Here is a 16586-nt window from a genome sequence, read left to right as displayed (position 1 = left end):
ATCAGGAGATCGTCGCCAGGACCAGCAGATCGGCGCTTCGCAGCAGAGCACCATCCGCACTCATCGAGCCTTCGTGGGCCGGGTCGGCTAACACTCGCGCTGAGTTCAAACATCGTCCGGAGGATCGGCCGATGTCATGCTGGTATCGCACTGCTCCCGGCCGTCGGTCTCGCCACTGCCGGCGGCCGGGGCGGTTGTCCAACTATGTCAGCGCGCCGCCCACGATCGTCGTAACCGGTCGATCAGGCCGGGTGGGTCGAGGGATTCTTCGATGCGGAACAGGTAACCGACCGGGGATTGCCGGACGGCGGCTCGGCGGTCGCGGCGCCACTGTATCGGCGCTCCGAGTACACAGGCGGCCAAAGCGGCTGGGCCGGTGACGGTTGCGGGCAATCCGGCGGTCTCGGCCAGTGCGGCCGCCAGCGGCGGGAGGGCGACGGTTTTGACATTGGCCACGGCGGTGACCGAGTCGAGGCCGATGCTGCGCAATCGTTCTCGCAGCTCGCTCAGGTGCGTGGTGACAGTGTGCTCGACCTCGGTGCGCAGGTATTCCTCGAAGACCGGGAGGTCACGGATATCTTGTAGCTCCGCCAATTGACGAGCCTGGTCGGTGACGTAGGAACGGAAGGCGTCGAGTTCGGTGCCGAATCGGGCGCGGACTTCGAGGATCTTCTCGATCGGCTGGCGGGACAGGCCGTCGGGGACAACGGTTTTGAACGCCAGCAACACGAACGCGTCCGACAGATCCGTACGGGGCCTGCTCTCGTCCGTGGCCGGTTCGTCCAGCAGGACCTGCATCAACCGCTCGACCGTCCACCCCGAGAGGGCCGTGTGGGGCAGTTCCTGGTCGGTCACCGGGTGCAGGTGGTTCGCGATCGCGATGCGCTCGGTCAGGGCGCAGCTGTAGATCGAGGCGAGTTTCGGATGCATTCCCACCCACATGCCGAGGCCGGTAACCGTAATGGCCAGGCCCGCGTCCAGTAAGGCCGCCAACACGCGTGTATCGACCTTGTCGATATTCAGATATCCGAGCCGGGAATCGAATGCGGGCGCGACGCGTTCGCCGGATCGGGGGTGACCGCCCGTCTGTGATCCGCTGTGCCCGGCGAACGAGCTCGACGAGGAGTCGACCACCCACCGGCGTCGGCGGCCGATCCCGAAACTGTGCCGCAGCTCATCCGAGCGACTGTCCAGCAGAGCCAGAAACAGTTGCCCGACTTCGTCGGCCGCCCACGCCGGGGGTGCCAGATCGACCAGCCAGCGCTCCCGATCTCGCAGGATCCGGGCAACCGACGAGTCGGATGTGGGATAGCCGAACGGTCGCAGCCTGGTCATTCTGGGCCAGTACAGCACCGCGTACTTCAGCCAGTCGTCATCGCGAATATGGATGTGCGGGTAGTAGAGGGCAACCGAGTCGACCACGCGCCCCTCCTCGGTTCGGCCGATGAATCATCGTAACGCCGATCACAGTTCGCGATCACCGCGGCGCCGCCGACGAATTCGTCCGCCACGCCGCGGCGGTGATTGCAATACATCCGACCAATCCCCAGAGTGGGCTGCTATGTCCGCAACCTGCCCCGCATGCTCCTGGTCGTCGCCGATGTTCGTGTCGGCCCATGGTTCGGTTCGCTACCTGCGGTGTGTGTGCGGGCGGTGGTTGGTTGCGCATCGGGGTGGGGTGAATGTGGTCGCGGCGCGCACTGGTTGCACGAAGGCGGCGGCACCGGCGGAACATCTGGAGCTGATCCCGCTTCCCGAGTCATGAGCCCCCGGGTCACTCCTCGGCGTCACGATAGGCGGCGGCTTGCAGGTCGAACAGTTCGTGATAGCGGCCGCGGTGCCGCATCAGTTCGGCGTGGGTGCCCGCCTCGATGATGCGGCCGTGATCGAGCACGACGATGCGGTCGACGTCCTTGATATTGGCCAGCCGATGGGTGACCAGAACCGTCGTGCGTCCGCTTCCGGCGTGGCGCAGACCGGCGAACACCGTGGCCTCGGCCTTGGCGTCGAGTGCGGCGGTGGGCTCGTCGGCAATAAGGACCGCGGCGTCGCGATAGATGCCGCGGGCCACGCCGATGCGCTGCCACTGCCCTCCGGACAGATCCGTGCCGGCGTTGAATCGCTTGGACAGCACCGTCTTCTCGCGCAGCGACAGGGTGTCGATCACCTGATCGGCGCCCGAGGCGGTGATGGCCTCCTGCCACGCCGCCTCCCGATCGGGCCGGTCCAGTCGGCCGACGACGACATTGTGGTAGGCGGTCATCGGCCAGCGGGCGGGCTCCTGGGCGATGACCGCGATCCGGCTGTGCACCGACCGCGGTTCGGCGACGGAGAGATCGATGTCGTCCCAGTAGATCGCCCCCTTGCTGGGCGGATACAGTCCGGTGATCAGTTTGCCGAGAGTGGTTTTGCCCGAACCGTTCTCGCCGACCAGGGCGACCACCTCGCCGCGACGGATGGTGAGGCTGATCTCCGACAATGCCGGTGTGTCCTGTCCCGGGTAGGTGAAAGACACGTTCTCGAGTCGGATCTCGGCCGGGTCGGCCGGTGCCGTCAGCCCCGAGGTCGGCAGGCGGTGCTCGGCGGCCTGCTCGAGCAGTTTGGTGTAGAACTCGAGGTTGAACGAATTCTCGTAGAGGTAGTTGACGTTCTCGGTGAGGGAGGTCAGCGCGTTGCCCGCGGTACGCAGGGCCAGTACGGCACTGCCGGCCTTCGCCAGGGCCAGCGAGCCCGTGAACAGCAACAGCCCGAGCACGAGATACGCCACGCCGCTGCCGATCCCGGAGCCGGCACGGCCGATCAGCTCCACCACGCTGCTGCGGCGCTCGAGCCGGATCTCGTCGCGCATGATGCTCTCGGCGATGCGCCGATACTCCGCGAGCAGCCGGTCCTGCAGGCCGAGCGCATGCCGTTCGAGCGCGAAGCCGCGGTCCACCGCCACATCGCGCACCACTTCCTTGCGCATGGTGCGGACCAAGGTGTCGAGCTGATACCGGTAACGCAGATTGGCCACCCGCCCGGATGCCCAGCCGTCGGCCAGCGCCGCCAACAGCAGCGCGGGCGCCAGCCAGGGATTCAGCAGGCCCGCCGCCACCGCCGCGGCCACCACGGCGACCACGGCCGATACCAGCTCGGGCAGCTGCCGGAAGCCGACCTCCACCGCCAGCACACCGTCTTCGGTTGCACGCCTGGCCAATTCGCGAAAGTCCGCATCCTCGAAAGCGAGCAGCCGGCAGTGGGTGAGCGCGGCGGTGACCTCGGCGTCGGCGGAGGTGACGACCCGGGGCCGCAGCGCACCGTCCACCGTTGCGGCCGCGGCCTGGAGTAGTGCCCGCCCGGCGTAGGCGGCCACCACCACCGCGACCGCGGGCAGTGCGTCCATCACCCGGGTCGGCGTCGGGACGTCCGACAGCAGCGAGGTGAACACATCCGCCGTGGCCAGCAGCCCGAAGGTGGTGACGCTTCCGGACACGAGGTGGATGGTTCCCGCGAGCATCGTCAGCCCCGGCGAGGCCCGCCACGCCAGCCGCAGCAGCACAGACACGGCCGCCGGAAGCGCCCGCACCGCCTGCCGAAATCCGGCGCCGACCGCCTCGGTACTGAGCTGCGCCCAATCCGGCGCCGCATACTGCTCCACCCCGATCAACGGCTCGGCCACCTCGACCGCCGCCGCCTCGCGTCCGCCCCGAATCCGCATGCTGCAGCCTTCTCCGTCCTGATCGTCCGTCGTTCACCCGCCCCCGTGGCCGGACCGGCACTCCCGCTCGATCCTGCCACGGGAAAAGCGATCGGCGACACCACATTTCACGGCCTCAGGGAGCGCTTGCCGTTTCGCCGCACTCCGGCATGCTGCGGCGTGAGTCGAACGAGAAACGACTGCCTCCCCGAGACCCGCACCTGCTGAACATATGTCGGCGCAAACCCGGCGTTCACGGCAGCGGCAAGCTCACCTGGATCAGGCACCAACACCACGGCAATCCCCTCGGCTGCGACCACCCGCCGCAACTCACCCCACAGCCGCCGCGAATCACCGGCAAGCAACCCTCGCCCCAAAACCTGCTCACCCCACGGCGGATTACAAACAACCCGATCCACACTGCCCTCCCGCAATGGCAGCTCCCCCGCATCCGCCCGCCGAATCTCCGCTTCCCCGTGCGCGGGCTCGGCGGCCGATCCTCTTCGCAGCCATATCGACTCGGCTGGTGTTCGCGGCGTTCCGGCATGTTCTCGGGCGGAATCCGCTTGTGCCGGTGGCAAACAAGCAGACATGGTCGTGATGTTTCGTTGTGCTGCCTGGATGGCGGTGGGGTTCAGGTCGAAGCCGGTGTAGGAGGCGGTGGGCTGGAGGAGGGATGCTTCGATGAGTAGGGTTCCGGCGCCGCAGCATGGGTCGAGGACTTGGTTGCCGGGGCGGATGTCGGCGAGGTGGGCCATGGCCGATGCCAGCGGGGGGTGCAGGGTGCCGGGGATGGTGTGTTGCTTGTAGGCCCGGCGGTGCAGGGGGCGGTCGGCGAGGCGCAGCAGTAGGCGGGCGCGTGTTCCGTCGAGGTGTACTCGCCAGGCGCTGCAGGATTCGGGTGGGCGGGTGCCGTTGCGGCGGGTGTGATAGCGAAGGCCGAGGCGGCGGGCCAGTGCCCGGCCGACGACGTCCTCGACGTCGTAGCGGTTGAAGTTGCGCCGGCCCAGGAACGAGGCCGACACCTCCACACCGCTGCCGAACCCGTCCGGGCCGCCACAGCCGCATCGCGATTCCCGCAGCAATCGGGGCTGAAGGGCCGCGGCGAGTTCTTCCAGCGCCGCCACCGAGTCCTTGGTCGAACCGATATCCGGCGCGCAGCCGACCAGCACGAAGACGTCGTCGGCGGTCCACAGCCGCGTCGTCGCCGGATGCGGCCGGGGCTGCTCGAAATGTATTTCGCGATGTCCCAACTCGAAAATCTTGCCGAGACCCAGCCGCAGAATGTCCGCGGCGACAATGGATTCCAAACCACGCACGCACCGCGCCACCAGGCGAATGCTCATGATGAACGTACTTCTCCCACATCGAGGCCCGCAACGACACCACGCCGTTCCGCATCGCCGGCGACGGGAGCTCCTCGTCTCGCCGACGGGTCCTCAACGCAGGTGGAAGAAGGTCATGACGCGGATGCTAGCAGCGCGGCGGGCACGCGTCGCCCGATTTTCCGGCGCGCTGGTTTCACGATGGGAACTGGGTGAGCCGCCCTATCATGGCCTCCCGTGACCTCAGACAGGCCGACAACCACCGCTCGGGCCCTCGACCTCGACGGCGCAGTCGTCGGCTACCGCGAAACCGGGGATCCCCGGGGCCGACCCGTGGTCTTCCTGCACGCCCTCGCCAGTACCGCCGCTACCTGGGACGCTATTGCCGAAGGGCTGGCAACGATAGGGTGCCGAGCGATCGCATTCGACCTTCCGGGTCACGGAAGTAGTTGGCGGCCAGGCCATTACGATTTCGACCTGTTCCGATCGACGGTCGTCTCCGCCTTGGATCGGCTGGCACTGCCCCGGGTGGACCTGATCGGGCACTCACTCGGAGGCTATATCGCCACCCTCGTCGCCCAGTCCGCCCCCGACCGGTTGCGGACCCTTGTCCTGGAGGACACTCCGCCCCCGCCCCGCGACGCCGCGGCCGCCCCGCGCCACCGCATGCGCCACCTGGCCCCGATCCTGCTGGCCCAACTCGACGGCCTGCGCCGTACCCGCGAATTCGACCATCGTTCCATTCGGCCCCTGGTGGCCCATCTGCGCCAACCGGACCCCGAGTGGTGGTCGCGGCTCGGCACCCTCACCATGCCGACCCTCGTGATCAGCGGCGGCCCCAGCAGCCATATCGCCCCCGCCCGGCTGGAACAGCTGACTCATACGCTCCCGAATGCCGAAATGGTCACCATCCCGGTCGGCCACCGTGTGCACTCCCACAACCCTGGCGAATTCGCCACCGCGGTAGCGAGACTCCTCGAGTCCACCCGATCCGAAGGTGAGTAGTAGTCCTCGAGAACCACGGCTGATTTCGCGATCTTGCCGTTTGCCGCACCCCGTGCCGGGTACTGCCGCTGGACGACCGCCCGAACCACAAACCCGAGCTCGAGGAGGTTTCGCGATGGTGGCAACCGATGTCGACAGTGTCCGGCAGGCCCTCTCGGACGCCGACTTCCCCGCGGACAAGGACCAATTGGTGCGCTACGCCACCCAGGCGGGCGCCGACGACGACACGGTCCGCGCCCTGCGCGCCATCCCGCCGGAGTCCTACGCGAACATCACCGAGGTCCTGCAATCGGTCGACCTCGCTCCCGACCGAGCCCCCGCCGACCGGGCCGCCCAGCGCCGCACCCACACCCACCCGGGCCTGGCCGAACAGGAGAAGGACGTCCCCGCCGGCCCGATCGTCGACGAACTCGGCGAAAACCGCGGCAGCTGACGGGCTGTCGCAGCGGCGCCCCGGCATCAGGGGGCGCCACAACTGTCGGCTGCCTCGGCCGAGATCAACACCGCTGACCTCGCGCCGACACCGCCGAACGGCGGTGATGAAGGAGTGCCGTCGATGAAGCGAATGGTGGCGAATGTTGTTGCGGCCGGGCGGTCACGCTCGGCCTTGTGGCCTGGGCGGGGCAGGCGGGTGCGGAGACCGGGTTGCGGCTCGACCGGGCGGATCCCGCAGAAGTGAGTGTTCCCGTCGCCGTGCGACGGGAAGCGAGATTCTCTGCTGATCAACGAGAAACGACCGCCTCGCCGGAAGGTTACCGATCGTCCTCCGAATGCGCTGCCGCGAGTTCGGCTTTGGCTATCGCGTAGGCGGTGGACGCGCTGTAGCCGCGCCGGGCGAGCGCGCCGACCAAGCGACGAAGCGCTTTGTCCGGGTCCAGGTTTCGCGGCAAGGTGCGTAGTTTGCGGCGGACGAGATCGACTGCGGCCTCGTCGGCGTCCGGACCGTGTGGCGGTTCGGTGGGCCCAGCGCTTCGGCGCGAACGCGAGCCGTCCGGCGACTCGGTGATGCCGAAGCCCGCATCCGCCAGTTCGGCCATGACCACGGCATGTGCCGTGGACGGGTTGTAGCCACGGCGGGCGAGCATGCCGACGAGGCGGCGGATCGCCTTGTCGCGCTCCAGGTCCGGGGACAGGGTCTGCAGTTTGCGGCGAACCAGGCCGGTGGCGCGGGCGTATTCGTCGTCGGCGGTGACGGCGGCGAGGGCCGGTTGGGCGTCGGTCGAGGCCACGCCCTTGCGGCGCAGCTCCTCGGCTAGGGCCTTCTTCCCCTTGCCGGAGTACGTATGGCGGGAGTGCACCCACTGTTCGGCGAAGGTGGCGTCGTCGACGAGGCCGACCTCGGCGAGGCGGTTCAGGGCCCGCTCGGCGACCTCGGCGGTGAACCCCTTGGCCGCCAGCTTGTCGGCCAGTTCGGCCCGGCTGCGCGCTCGGTCGGTCAGCAGACGCAGGCACACATCCTTCGCCTGCGCCTCGGTGCCCCCGCCGTGCGGCTCACCTTCGGAGCCGCCGTCACGCCGTCGTGCACCGCGCCTGCCTCCCCGCCCGGAATCAGCCGACCGGCCGCCCCGAGGGGTATCCGTCAACGGTCGCTCGGGGTCGCCGTCGCCCGAGGAGATGACGCCCCGAGGGTTGTCCGCCCCACCGCCCGTGTGGGCCGACCGACGTTCACCTCGGACTACCGCCGACGAATCTGTCGGTCGCGAGCCATATCCGAGGACACTCGCCGGGTCGCCGGAACCATCCACCGGCGCACAATCATCCGGGGCAACCGACTCCTCGAATTCGGATCCGGGCGACGAGGTATCGCCCGAAGACAGCACGCTCGATGAACTGGTCGGGTCGGGGTGACGGGACCGCCGCGACGATCTCGCCGGGCGGCGCCCGAACCCCTCCGCACCAGGGAACCCCGCGTCTCCCTGGTGCGGATCGCCGATGGCCGCATCCACCGGGCCACCATCGGAACGCCACAGGCCGCTCGAGCTCCCTTCCGGCCCTGCACTATTCCTCCCCCGGCGGGAACGGCGGTGCGAGCGAACCGGTTTCGGCCGCTCCTCCGAATCCCCGGCGGGGCGGCCGCCCTCCATCTCGGCCAGCTGCCGGCGCAGCCGTTCCACCGCATCGAGCCGAGTCACGTCAGGGCCCTGAAGGGGAGGGGGCCCTGACGCTTCCCGGTCTGGCATCGGTTAGAAGTCGACGGGCGCCTCGGCACCCGCGTCTGCGGTGACATCGGCACCGATACCGAGCTTTTCCTTGATCTTCTTCTCGATCTCGTCGCGCACGTCGGTGTTCTCCAGCAGGAACTTGCGCGCGTTCTCCTTGCCCTGACCGAGCTGATCGCCCTCGTAGGTGTACCAGGAGCCGGACTTGCGGATGAAGCCCTGCTCGACACCCATATCGATGATCGAGCCCTCCTTGGAGATGCCCACGCCGTACAGGATGTCGAACTCGGCCTGCTTGAACGGCGGCGAGACCTTGTTCTTGACGACCTTCACCCGGGTGCGGTTACCCACCGCGTCGGTGCCGTCCTTGAGCGTCTCGATGCGCCGCACATCCAGGCGCACCGACGCGTAGAACTTCAGCGCCTTACCACCGGTGGTGGTCTCGGGCGAGCCGAACATCACGCCGATCTTCTCGCGCAGCTGGTTGATGAAGATGGCGGTGGTGCCGGAGTTGTTGAGCGCGCTGGTCATCTTGCGCAGCGCCTGGCTCATCAGGCGGGCCTGCAGGCCCACGTGGCTGTCGCCCATCTCGCCCTCGATCTCGGCGCGCGGCACCAACGCGGCCACCGAGTCGATAACGATGACGTCCAGCGCGCCGGAACGCACCAGCATATCGGCGATTTCGAGGGCCTGCTCACCGGTGTCGGGCTGGGAGACCAGCAGCGCATCGGTGTCGACGCCGAGCTTGCGGGCATACTCCGGATCCAGCGCGTGCTCGGCGTCGATGAACGCCGCGACACCGCCGTTGGCCTGCGCATTGGCGACGGCATGCAGCGCGAGGGTGCTCTTACCGGAGGATTCCGGACCGTAGATCTCCACGATGCGTCCGCGCGGCAGACCACCCAGACCGAGCGCCACATCCAGCGCGATCGACCCCGTCGGGATGACCGAGATGGGCTGGCGTGCCTCCTCGCCCAGGCGCATCACCGCGCCCTTGCCGAAGCTCTTCTCGACCTGCGCGAGCGCAAGCTCCAGCGCCTTGTCGCGGTCGTAAGCCTGTGGTGCCATCGTCTGGTTCCCCTTCTCGACGGGTGATCTCGTTGTGTGGTTGACGCCCACGTTAGAGGGCGGCACCGACAAGTTCTGACGGCCAGCTTAGACGAACACGTGTTCGAGGCAAGCGACGCGCCCACGACACGCGTGTCCGCCGGCGAACTACCTGCGATTCGGTTCGGGAACCAGGGTGACGCGGTCGGTATGCATCAGCGCCTGGGCCTGTTTCAGCACCCGCAGGGCGGGAGTGATCTCGATATCGGCGATGCCGTCGAGCGTGCCCAGCTTCTCGGTGACGTAGCGATACAGATGGGCTGTGTCGCGGCAGATGATCGAGGCCACCAGATTGGTCGGGCCGGTGGTCGCGGCGACGAATGCGGCCTCCGGATGGGTGGCGATGGCGCTGCCCGCCTCCTCGAGATCCGCGGGCCGGGTACGCATCCACAGCAGGGCACGCACCGCATACCCCATGCGTTCGATCGCGAAATCCATATCGAAGTACAGCACCCCGGCCTCGACCAGCTCGTCCATGCGCCGCGCCACTCGGGTTGGGCTCCACCCGGTTTCGGCGGCGATCCGGGCATAGGGGGCGCGGGCGTCGCGGGCCAGGATCGCCAGCATCACCTGATCGGCCGTCGACAGATCGACCGGCGCATCCGGGCCGTCGTCGCGCACCGGCGGCCGCTCTCCCAGCGCCCGGCGCTGGTCGGCGGTCAGCAGACCGTCGTAGTGCGGCCACTCCGACTCCAGCGGGAAGCGATGGATCACCTCGTGGGCACGGATCTCGGTCACCTGCGCCGCGCGCGGCAGGGTGTGCAGCAGCAGCGCATCGCGCCGTTCGGTGGATTCCGGGCGGCTCACACAGGCCACCTCCGAACCGGTCGACAGCAGCGACACCCAGCTCACGTCCGGGAACCGCGCCAGCGATTCGGCCAGCCGCAACGCCTTGTCGGGGGTGGAACGCAGTCGCAGCATCCAGCGGGTGTGCCCGAGCGGAACCGCGTTCACCAGGCCCGAGAGGTGGATGATGCCGCGCTGGCGCAACGACCGATAGCGCCGCGCGACGGTCTGTTCCGAGACGCCGAGGATCGCGCCTAGCTTGGCGAACGGGATGCGCGCATCGGTGATCAGCGCGTGCACGATCTGCTTGTCGAGCAGATCGGAAACGGAGGTTTCGGCGATATCTTCACGCGACATAGGAGGAATCCAATAGAGAAGGGCGGACAGCTAGGTGGATATTCAAGCATCCCGCAGGCTTGGGCGTCGATATCGTTCGTTCACTTCTGGAGGTCGCCGTGCGGAAATGGCTCCCCTTGTTCGCGGCGTGTCTCGGCACGCTGATGCTGCTCATCGACGTCACCATCGTCAACGTGGCGCTGCCCGATATCGCCGCCGATCTGGGCACCGGCCTGTCCGGGCTGCAGTGGGTGGTCGACGGGTACGCGCTGGCGTTGGCGGCGCTGCTGCTGGTGCTCGGATCGCTGGCCGACCGGGTGGGCGCCAAACCCACCTATCTGGTGGGGCTGGCGGTCTTCGCGGCGGCCTCGCTCGTGTGCGGGATCGCGCAGTCGCCGGGAATTCTGGTGGCGGCCAGGGCCTTCCAGGGTATCGGCGGCGCGGCCATGTTCGCGACCACGTTGTCGCTGCTGCATGCCACCTATACCGGCCGTGACCGCGGCGTCGCCTTCGGCGCCTGGGGTGCCGTCGCGGGCGCGGCGGCCGGTATCGGGGTGGTGCTGGGCGGCGTGCTCACCGATCTGCTGTCGTGGCGGTGGATCTTCTTCGTGAATCTGCCGGTGGCGGCGGTGACGATCGTCTTGTCCGCCTGGGTGTTCGGGCCGTCGCCGCGGCGCGCCGGGCGCGGGGTGGATCTCGCCGGGATGGTGGCGTTCGCGGTGGCCGCGACGGCCATCACCTACGGCATCATCCGCGCCGGTGAGCACGGCTGGGGCGAGGCGCAGGCACTGGTCACGCTGATCGGGGGCGCGGTCGCGGTGCTGGTTTTCGCGGTGGTCGAAACCCGCAGTGCGGCACCGATGTTCCCGCTCGCACTGCTGCGCAACCGCGAATTCGGCGCGACACTGATCGCGGCCACCGGGCTCAACTTCGCCGCCTTCGCCGTCAGCCCGCTGATCTCGCTGTGGCTGCAGCAGCAGTTGCACCTGACGCCGTTGCGGGCGGGGCTGTCCATGCTGCCGATGGCGGCGACGGCCTTCCTGGTGTCGGGCGTGTTCGGCCGGATCCTGCACGATGCGGCGCCGAAGTGGACGGTCGGCGGTGGGCTCGTGGTGATCGGGGTCGGCACCGGTCTACTCGGTGTGATCGATACCGAATCGTCCTGGAGCGCTCTGCTTCTCGGCTATGTGGTGGTCGGCGTCGGTGTCGGCGTGATGGCTCCGGCGCTGGTGGCGGTCGGGATGGCGGCGGTGCCGCCGCAGCAGAGCGGGACGGCGGCCGGGGCGGTCAATACGGCTCGGCAGCTGGGTCTGGCATTGGGGGTTGCGTTGCTGGGCACGGTGTTTCGCAGTGCGGCGGGCGACGGTTATCGAATTGCGTTGCCGCAGTTCGTGTCCGGTCTGGACGCCGCGGTTGCGGTGGCGAGCGGGGCCGGCATCCTGCTGGGTGTGCTGTCGTTCGCGCTGTTCCATCGCCGGGTTCGGGTAAAGCGAGTCGAGGCCGACGCCGATGCCGACAAGGTGCTCGTCGGTTGATGCCTCAGAACAATTCGTCCAGCAGCCGGTAATACTCGAGGCGGACCGGATCGGGGTCGGCCAGCCCGTAGGCGGCGAAGAAGGCCGCCACCTCGTCCGGGCCGTAATCGTCGAGCAGGTCCCGATGGACCAGCGCCAGATCCCGATACCGGTCGGCCACCCCCAGCCGCCCGACATCGATCACGATCCCGCCGTCCAAAACATTTGGCGGCGTGTAATCTCCATGCGCGACAACGAGTTCCGTCTCCTCGGGGCGCTCAGCGAGCAGTCGCTCGAGCACCTGCTCCGGTGTCCACCCGCGACGGTCGTCATCGAAATCATCGGCATCCACCAGCCCTTCCACCACCCTGCGCCGCGCCTGCGCGAGCACCACATCCAGCCGCCCATCGAATGGGCAGTCCGACACCCGGATGTCATGCAACCGCCGCAACACCTGCCCCAGCAACACCCCCGGCGACTCATGCGCCGCCGAACTCGCCACCCCCGCATCCTCGAGCACCAGCACATCCCCTTCGAACACCGCAACCGCAGGCACCCGAACCCCCTGCTCCCCCAACCACACCAGCCGCTCGTACTCCCCCACAGCCTCCGTCCCCCGCTTCATCCAATAGGCCCCATTGACGAACTCCACTCCCCCACTACGTCCTTCGTGATCCACCGACCGAGTCGGCGAATCACCCAGCAGCGCGACCACTTTCGGTGGAAGCGGGATCACGAGCTCCTCCAGTCGATCCAATGCGGCCTGAGTCGATGCCGCCAGCGCGGGCGCACCCGCGCGTAAACGTAGCGCCTGTTCCAGCAGCGCACGCGCGGGCTCGGTCCGCCCCAACTCGGCCAACATCTTGCCGCGATGCTGCCATACGAACGATCGCAGCTCAGTAGCGGAAGCGGCCGCAAGATCCGCCGCCTGCTCGTAAAGCCTTTCCGCCGCGACATAATCACCGCGATAGCGATGGCAGTCACCGAGATTCAGCAGCACCGCGGTTCGGCGTTCGTCCGAATCGGCGAGCTCGAGTGCGCGATCGAGCAGGTCGAGCGCCTCGGGATAGCGGCCGAGGACGAACAGATCGATACCGGTCCGCCGCAGCGAGGCGTAGTCCACCGGATGAGCATCCGCTACCTCGCGGCACAACTGCTCCCGATCGACCGGGATCATCCGCAGCCGGGCGTCGAGCCGGTGGCGGTTGTTCAGGGTCATGGGTTACCAGCGGGAGCGGGGGACGTCGAATTCGGCGCAGAGGGCTCGCCAGACGTCGCGGGGGTCTACGCCGTCCTCGATGGCTCGGGCGCCGGTGCGGCCGCCCAGAGTGGGGAGGGTGTGGTCGGTCAGCAGGGCGTCGCCGCGGGCCACGCCGAATTCGCCGTGCAACAGCTCTCGGAAGTCAGTCAATCGCACCGTATCGAGGCTACCTGCCCGCGAATCCGCCGGATCCGGCCGCACCGGTTCGAGCGCCTATCGGGCCGGGGCGGCGTCACGCACGCGGTGGCAGATCTCGACGGGATCGGCCACCTCGGACATCGATGCCGCGGCGGACGCTGCGGCTGCGCGGTAGGAGGGGTCGTCGAGCGTGCGCCGGACTGCCTCGCGGACCGCTTCGGCGGAGAACGGGCGCACCACGATCGAACTGCCCTGGCGGGCTGCCCGGTTGGCCAGCTCCCATTGGTCGCCGCCGCCGGGCACGGTGACGATCGGCACGCCCGCCAGCAGGGATTTCACCAGGAGACCGTGGCCTCCGCCGCCGACCACGACCGCGGCGTGGCGCAGAAGTTCGTCCTGGCGGCCCAGACCGGCGGTGGCCCAGGGCGGAAGGTTCGACGGGGGTGTGCCGAGCATCGAGACCGCCACGCGCACCCCTGATCCCTCGAGGGCGGACACCACCCCCTCGGCCATGCCGGACACGCCCGTGTGCGCGGTCGAGGGGGCGACCATCACCAGGGGCTCGTCCCCGGGCGGCAGCGGGAGCACATCGGCGGTCGGCTCCCACAGCAGCGGGCCGATCAGGTGCGTGTCGGCGGGCCAGTCGGGACGCTCCACCTCGAGGGCGGGCAGGGTCGCGATGAGGCGGGCGTCGGGGCCCGGATCCTGTTCGGGCAGGCCGACACTGGCCCGCGCGGCCGCTCGCTGCCGTTCGCCGCGGTGCAGCGCGCGGGCGGTCATGCCGCGCAGCACCACATCCCGGGCCCGGCCGCGCAACCCCTCCCCCGCGGCCAGCCCACTTCCGATGGGCGGCAACGCCTTCGACGGCAGATACAGCGGATGCGGCGACAACTCGATCCAGGGCACACCGAGCCGTTCGGCGGCCATCCCGCCCCCGGCGGTCAGCACGTCCGACACCACCAGCTCCGGCAGCATGGCGCTCAGGTCCGGCAGGATTTCGGTGGAGATGTGGGCGGCCCGCTGATGGATGCGCTGACCGGCGTCGCGATCGTCGTCCTGCGGACGCGGCGCCAGCCCCTTCAACCGCCGCACCCCGATCCCGGCCGACCGCGCCGCCTCGAACCATCGGGGCCCGGTGAACAAGACCGGTTCGTCACCCGCGGCCAGCAATCGCAGACAGAGCGCGATAGCCGGAAACGCATGCCCAGGATCCGGTCCCGCGACAACAGCCACTCGCATGCGCCCAGACTGCCACACCGGATTCGGCATCGCCGCCGCCGCGCCCACCGGGCACCGTGGCCGCGGCTGCTCACCACCGACGAGCACGACGGCCGACCTCTGCCGAGACACGCACCGTTCGCCCGGCACCGCTACGGTCGCACGCCATGACGACGCCGCGACCACTCACCTCGGTGGACGAACTGATGGCCCTGCTGGCCGCCTGCGCCGACACCTGGGACGCCCCCGACCGCAGCGGCGACCCGGTGGACATCCTCGACCACGACCGCCAGTGCGCCGAGTTGCTACGCCGCGACTTCCCCGCCGACGAGCAACTACAGGCGGCCGGGCTGGTCCACGACATCGGCCATGTGCTGGTGCCCGGCGACGACGCCGGCCACGGCCGCCACGGCGCCTCCGCAGTGCGGGACCTGCTCGGTCCGCGGGTGGCCCGCTTGGTCGAGCTCCATGTCGTCGCCAAACGCTATCTGGCGGCGGCGGATTCGACACATGCGCGGCAGCTGTCGCCCTCCAGCAAGCGCACGCTGATCATCCAGGGCGGCCCGATGACCACCGACGAGATCAGCGCGTTCGAATCCGACCCGGATTTCGCCGCCGCCGTGGCCCTGCGTCGCGCCGACGACGCGGGCAAGATCGTCGGCCACACCACCGCACCGCTCGAAACCTGGCGTCCGGTTCTCGACCGGGTGGCGGCCTCGGCATGGGGAACCGCCGTCAGCCGCCCCCGGTAACGTCGGAGAGATCGCCGCGGCCGTGGCCCCGCGCCGACGACGCGGGCAAGGTTGTGGGACTCGCGGTCGCACCGCTCGAGACCTGGCGTCCGGTCCTGGAACGCGTGGCCGCGGCGGTCCGCTGAACCGGGCGTCAGTTCTTCGCCGTCATCCCGCCGGCCGCGAGCGCGGCGTCCAGGTCGGGGTACATCGCCAGCAGCTTGTCCAGTCCGGTCACCTCGATGGGGCGGCGCACGGCATCGGAGGCCACGACCCGCAGGCGCTGCGGTTCGGCCGCCTCCGAGGCGACCAGCAGTGCGCTCAGTCCGGCCGAGCCCATGAAGCCGACGTTCGACATGTCGACCACCACGGGCCTCCCGCCCTGCTGCCCCTCCGCGAGGGCGGACTGCAGGTGTGGCACCGACGCGATGTCGATCTCCCCGCGAACGGTGATCACCGTCGTAGTGCCCTGTGTATGCACCTTGACGTCCAGCATCCGAGATGTACCTTCACCGCTCACAGACCGGCCCTCCGTATAAACCACGTTCCACCTCTGGAGCCTCGAACTTCCGCCGCGCACGCCGCGACGCGGACAGGGAACTTGTCTCCCGCACTTTACTTACCCGATGGGTGTGTCGGTAATCATCGAGGCGCGGTATGCGGTTTTCGCCGTAGATCCGAATGGCCGCCGATTCACTGGGTATAGCTACCAACGAGCGTACTAGACCGACGGCGGCTGGCGGCCATTCTCGCGGAGAAGGCCGATGGTCGCCGCCGCGAGAAACGAGAACCAGCGGCGGTGAGATGACCAGAGCGGCGGACCCTTACCGGGGCGCGTCATTGCTGTCGCTGACCACGCCGCACAGGAAGGCAGCATGGTGACCACGCTTCGCCGGCCCAGAATCGACGGTCCACCGGACCCGCTGGATCTGAGTTTCCCCGCGATCCCGAACAGACTCGCCGACGTCCGCCAACTGCTGCGCGAGTGGTTGATGCGCTGCGGGGTCGACTCCGACCGCACCTACGATCTGCTGCTCGCGGCGACCGAGGCCTGCAGTAATGCAATGGAGCACGGCTATCGGGGCGAGGGCGGGCTGGTCCGGCTGCAAGCCGCGGTGGTCGGTGCCGAGCTGCGGATCACCATCGCCGACGGCGGACATTGGAAGCCGCGGGACACGCCGCCCGATCCGCGGCGGGGACGGGGATTGACGATTATCGGGGCGCTGGTTCCGGGGGCGACCGTCAGTACCGGACAAGCGGGCACGGTGGTGGAGCTCCGGATGCCACTCGAGCCGATTGGCAAATAGTCGGCAACTGCCGCAGCGGTCGA

The 16586-nt window shown here is 68.8% G+C and carries 15 protein-coding genes and 1 pseudogene; 5 read left to right on the top strand and 11 right to left on the bottom strand.

The genetic code is table 11. The annotated features are described in order from the left end of the window. Positions 1–207: 207 nt before the first annotated feature. From IU452_RS13800 to IU452_RS13790, 3 genes are all read right to left on the bottom strand, one after another. Complete coding sequence (locus IU452_RS13800) at positions 208–1422, bottom strand: DUF6236 family protein (protein ID WP_195109391.1); 1215 nt, start codon at positions 1420–1422, stop codon at positions 208–210. A 352-nt stretch (positions 1423–1774) separates the two neighbouring features. Beyond that, positions 1775–3697 carry an ABC transporter ATP-binding protein gene (locus tag IU452_RS38880; protein WP_195109390.1) on the bottom strand — a complete coding sequence of 641 codons (1923 nt, stop codon included), beginning with the start codon at positions 3695–3697 and terminating at the stop codon, positions 1775–1777. Positions 3698–3804: 107 nt separating this feature from the next. Further along, on the bottom strand, positions 3805–5022 hold the full coding sequence (locus tag IU452_RS13790; protein WP_195109389.1) for a methyltransferase domain-containing protein: 1218 nt from the start codon (positions 5020–5022) through the stop codon (positions 3805–3807). Positions 5023–5238: 216 nt separating this feature from the next. On the opposite strand from IU452_RS13790, the gene IU452_RS13785 reads away from it, so the two are divergent. Both IU452_RS13785 and IU452_RS13780 read left to right on the top strand, forming a co-directional pair. After that, positions 5239–6006: an alpha/beta fold hydrolase gene (locus tag IU452_RS13785; protein WP_195109388.1), complete on the top strand. Its 768-nt coding sequence runs from the start codon at positions 5239–5241 to the stop codon at positions 6004–6006. Between the two features lie 115 nt (positions 6007–6121). Beyond that, complete coding sequence (locus IU452_RS13780; RefSeq protein WP_228817525.1) at positions 6122–6439, top strand: DUF2795 domain-containing protein; 318 nt, start codon at positions 6122–6124, stop codon at positions 6437–6439. A gap of 319 nt (positions 6440–6758) precedes the next feature. Here the strand turns inward: IU452_RS13780 and IU452_RS39475 are convergent, their stop codons facing one another. The 4 genes and pseudogenes from IU452_RS39475 to IU452_RS13765 form a co-directional block, all read right to left on the bottom strand. Continuing rightward, positions 6759–7043, bottom strand: coding sequence for a hypothetical protein (locus IU452_RS39475; RefSeq protein ID WP_416382321.1), 285 nt, complete (start codon positions 7041–7043; stop codon positions 6759–6761). Continuing rightward, positions 7020–7589 (bottom strand): annotated as a pseudogene (recX, locus tag IU452_RS38135) (recombination regulator RecX); the annotation flags it as partial. The gene IU452_RS39475 and the pseudogene recX, both read right to left, overlap by 24 nt. Positions 7590–8189: 600 nt before the next feature. Further along, positions 8190–9233: a recombinase RecA gene (gene recA, locus IU452_RS13770; RefSeq protein WP_195109387.1), complete on the bottom strand. Its 1044-nt coding sequence runs from the start codon at positions 9231–9233 to the stop codon at positions 8190–8192. 147 nt (positions 9234–9380) lie between these two features. Then, positions 9381–10415 carry an Lrp/AsnC family transcriptional regulator gene (locus tag IU452_RS13765; RefSeq protein WP_195109386.1) on the bottom strand — a complete coding sequence of 345 codons (1035 nt, stop codon included), beginning with the start codon at positions 10413–10415 and terminating at the stop codon, positions 9381–9383. A gap of 98 nt (positions 10416–10513) precedes the next feature. On the opposite strand from IU452_RS13765, the gene IU452_RS13760 reads away from it, so the two are divergent. Then, on the top strand, positions 10514–11929 hold the full coding sequence (locus IU452_RS13760) for a DHA2 family efflux MFS transporter permease subunit (protein ID WP_324192602.1): 1416 nt from the start codon (positions 10514–10516) through the stop codon (positions 11927–11929). 4 nt (positions 11930–11933) lie between these two features. On the opposite strand, the gene IU452_RS13755 is transcribed toward IU452_RS13760, so the two are convergent. From IU452_RS13755 to IU452_RS13745, 3 genes are read right to left on the bottom strand one after another with little or no spacing between them, the layout of a single operon-like run. Then, positions 11934–13127, bottom strand: a complete 1194-nt coding sequence (locus IU452_RS13755; protein ID WP_195109385.1) for a phosphotransferase — start codon at positions 13125–13127, stop codon at positions 11934–11936. Positions 13128–13130: 3 nt separating this feature from the next. After that, positions 13131–13325: a DUF3046 domain-containing protein gene (locus IU452_RS13750; protein WP_195109384.1), complete on the bottom strand. Its 195-nt coding sequence runs from the start codon at positions 13323–13325 to the stop codon at positions 13131–13133. Between the two features lie 57 nt (positions 13326–13382). Further along, the gene (locus IU452_RS13745; protein ID WP_195109383.1) at positions 13383–14546 is read right to left on the bottom strand and encodes a glycosyltransferase; all 1164 of its coding nucleotides are present in this window, start codon (positions 14544–14546) and stop codon (positions 13383–13385) included. A gap of 146 nt (positions 14547–14692) precedes the next feature. Between IU452_RS13745 and IU452_RS13740 the strand changes: the two genes are divergently transcribed. Then, positions 14693–15277 carry an HD domain-containing protein gene (locus IU452_RS13740; protein ID WP_195109382.1) on the top strand — a complete coding sequence of 195 codons (585 nt, stop codon included), beginning with the start codon at positions 14693–14695 and terminating at the stop codon, positions 15275–15277. A 133-nt stretch (positions 15278–15410) separates the two neighbouring features. Here IU452_RS13740 and IU452_RS13735 read toward each other — a convergent pair whose 3' ends face one another. Beyond that, positions 15411–15752, bottom strand: a complete 342-nt coding sequence (locus IU452_RS13735; RefSeq protein ID WP_228817523.1) for an STAS domain-containing protein — start codon at positions 15750–15752, stop codon at positions 15411–15413. A 379-nt stretch (positions 15753–16131) separates the two neighbouring features. On the opposite strand from IU452_RS13735, the gene IU452_RS13730 reads away from it, so the two are divergent. Continuing rightward, entirely contained in the window at positions 16132–16563 is a 432-nt protein-coding gene (locus IU452_RS13730) for an ATP-binding protein (protein ID WP_195109380.1), read from the top strand. Positions 16564–16586 lie beyond the last annotated feature (23 nt).

This window comes from Nocardia transvalensis (genome assembly GCF_015477765.1).
In the GTDB taxonomy this organism is placed as follows: Bacteria; Actinomycetota; Actinomycetes; order Mycobacteriales; family Mycobacteriaceae; genus Nocardia; species Nocardia transvalensis_A.
The sequence above is the reverse complement of the archived record's forward strand: the minus strand, read 5'-3'. Positions and strand labels throughout refer to the sequence as shown.

Bases quoted from the DNA above. Each gene is read 5' to 3' on its own strand.
- recA (WP_195109387.1), bottom strand. From the start codon at position 9,233: ATGGCACCACAGGCTTACGACCGCGACAAGGCGCTGGAGCTTGCGCTC.
- IU452_RS13790 (WP_195109389.1), bottom strand. From the start codon at position 5,022: ATGAGCATTCGCCTGGTGGCGCGGTGCGTGCGTGGTTTGGAATCCATT.
- IU452_RS13735 (WP_228817523.1), bottom strand. From the start codon at position 15,752: ATGCTGGACGTCAAGGTGCATACACAGGGCACTACGACGGTGATCACC.
- IU452_RS13780 (WP_228817525.1), top strand. From the start codon at position 6,122: ATGGTGGCAACCGATGTCGACAGTGTCCGGCAGGCCCTCTCGGACGCC.
- IU452_RS39475 (WP_416382321.1), bottom strand. From the start codon at position 7,043: ATGGCCGAACTGGCGGATGCGGGCTTCGGCATCACCGAGTCGCCGGAC.
- IU452_RS13755 (WP_195109385.1), bottom strand. From the start codon at position 13,127: ATGACCCTGAACAACCGCCACCGGCTCGACGCCCGGCTGCGGATGATC.
- IU452_RS13745 (WP_195109383.1), bottom strand. From the start codon at position 14,546: ATGCGAGTGGCTGTTGTCGCGGGACCGGATCCTGGGCATGCGTTTCCG.
- IU452_RS13730 (WP_195109380.1), top strand. From the start codon at position 16,132: ATGGTGACCACGCTTCGCCGGCCCAGAATCGACGGTCCACCGGACCCG.
- IU452_RS13740 (WP_195109382.1), top strand. From the start codon at position 14,693: ATGACGACGCCGCGACCACTCACCTCGGTGGACGAACTGATGGCCCTG.
- IU452_RS38880 (WP_195109390.1), bottom strand. From the start codon at position 3,697: ATGCGGATTCGGGGCGGACGCGAGGCGGCGGCGGTCGAGGTGGCCGAG.
- IU452_RS13765 (WP_195109386.1), bottom strand. From the start codon at position 10,415: ATGTCGCGTGAAGATATCGCCGAAACCTCCGTTTCCGATCTGCTCGAC.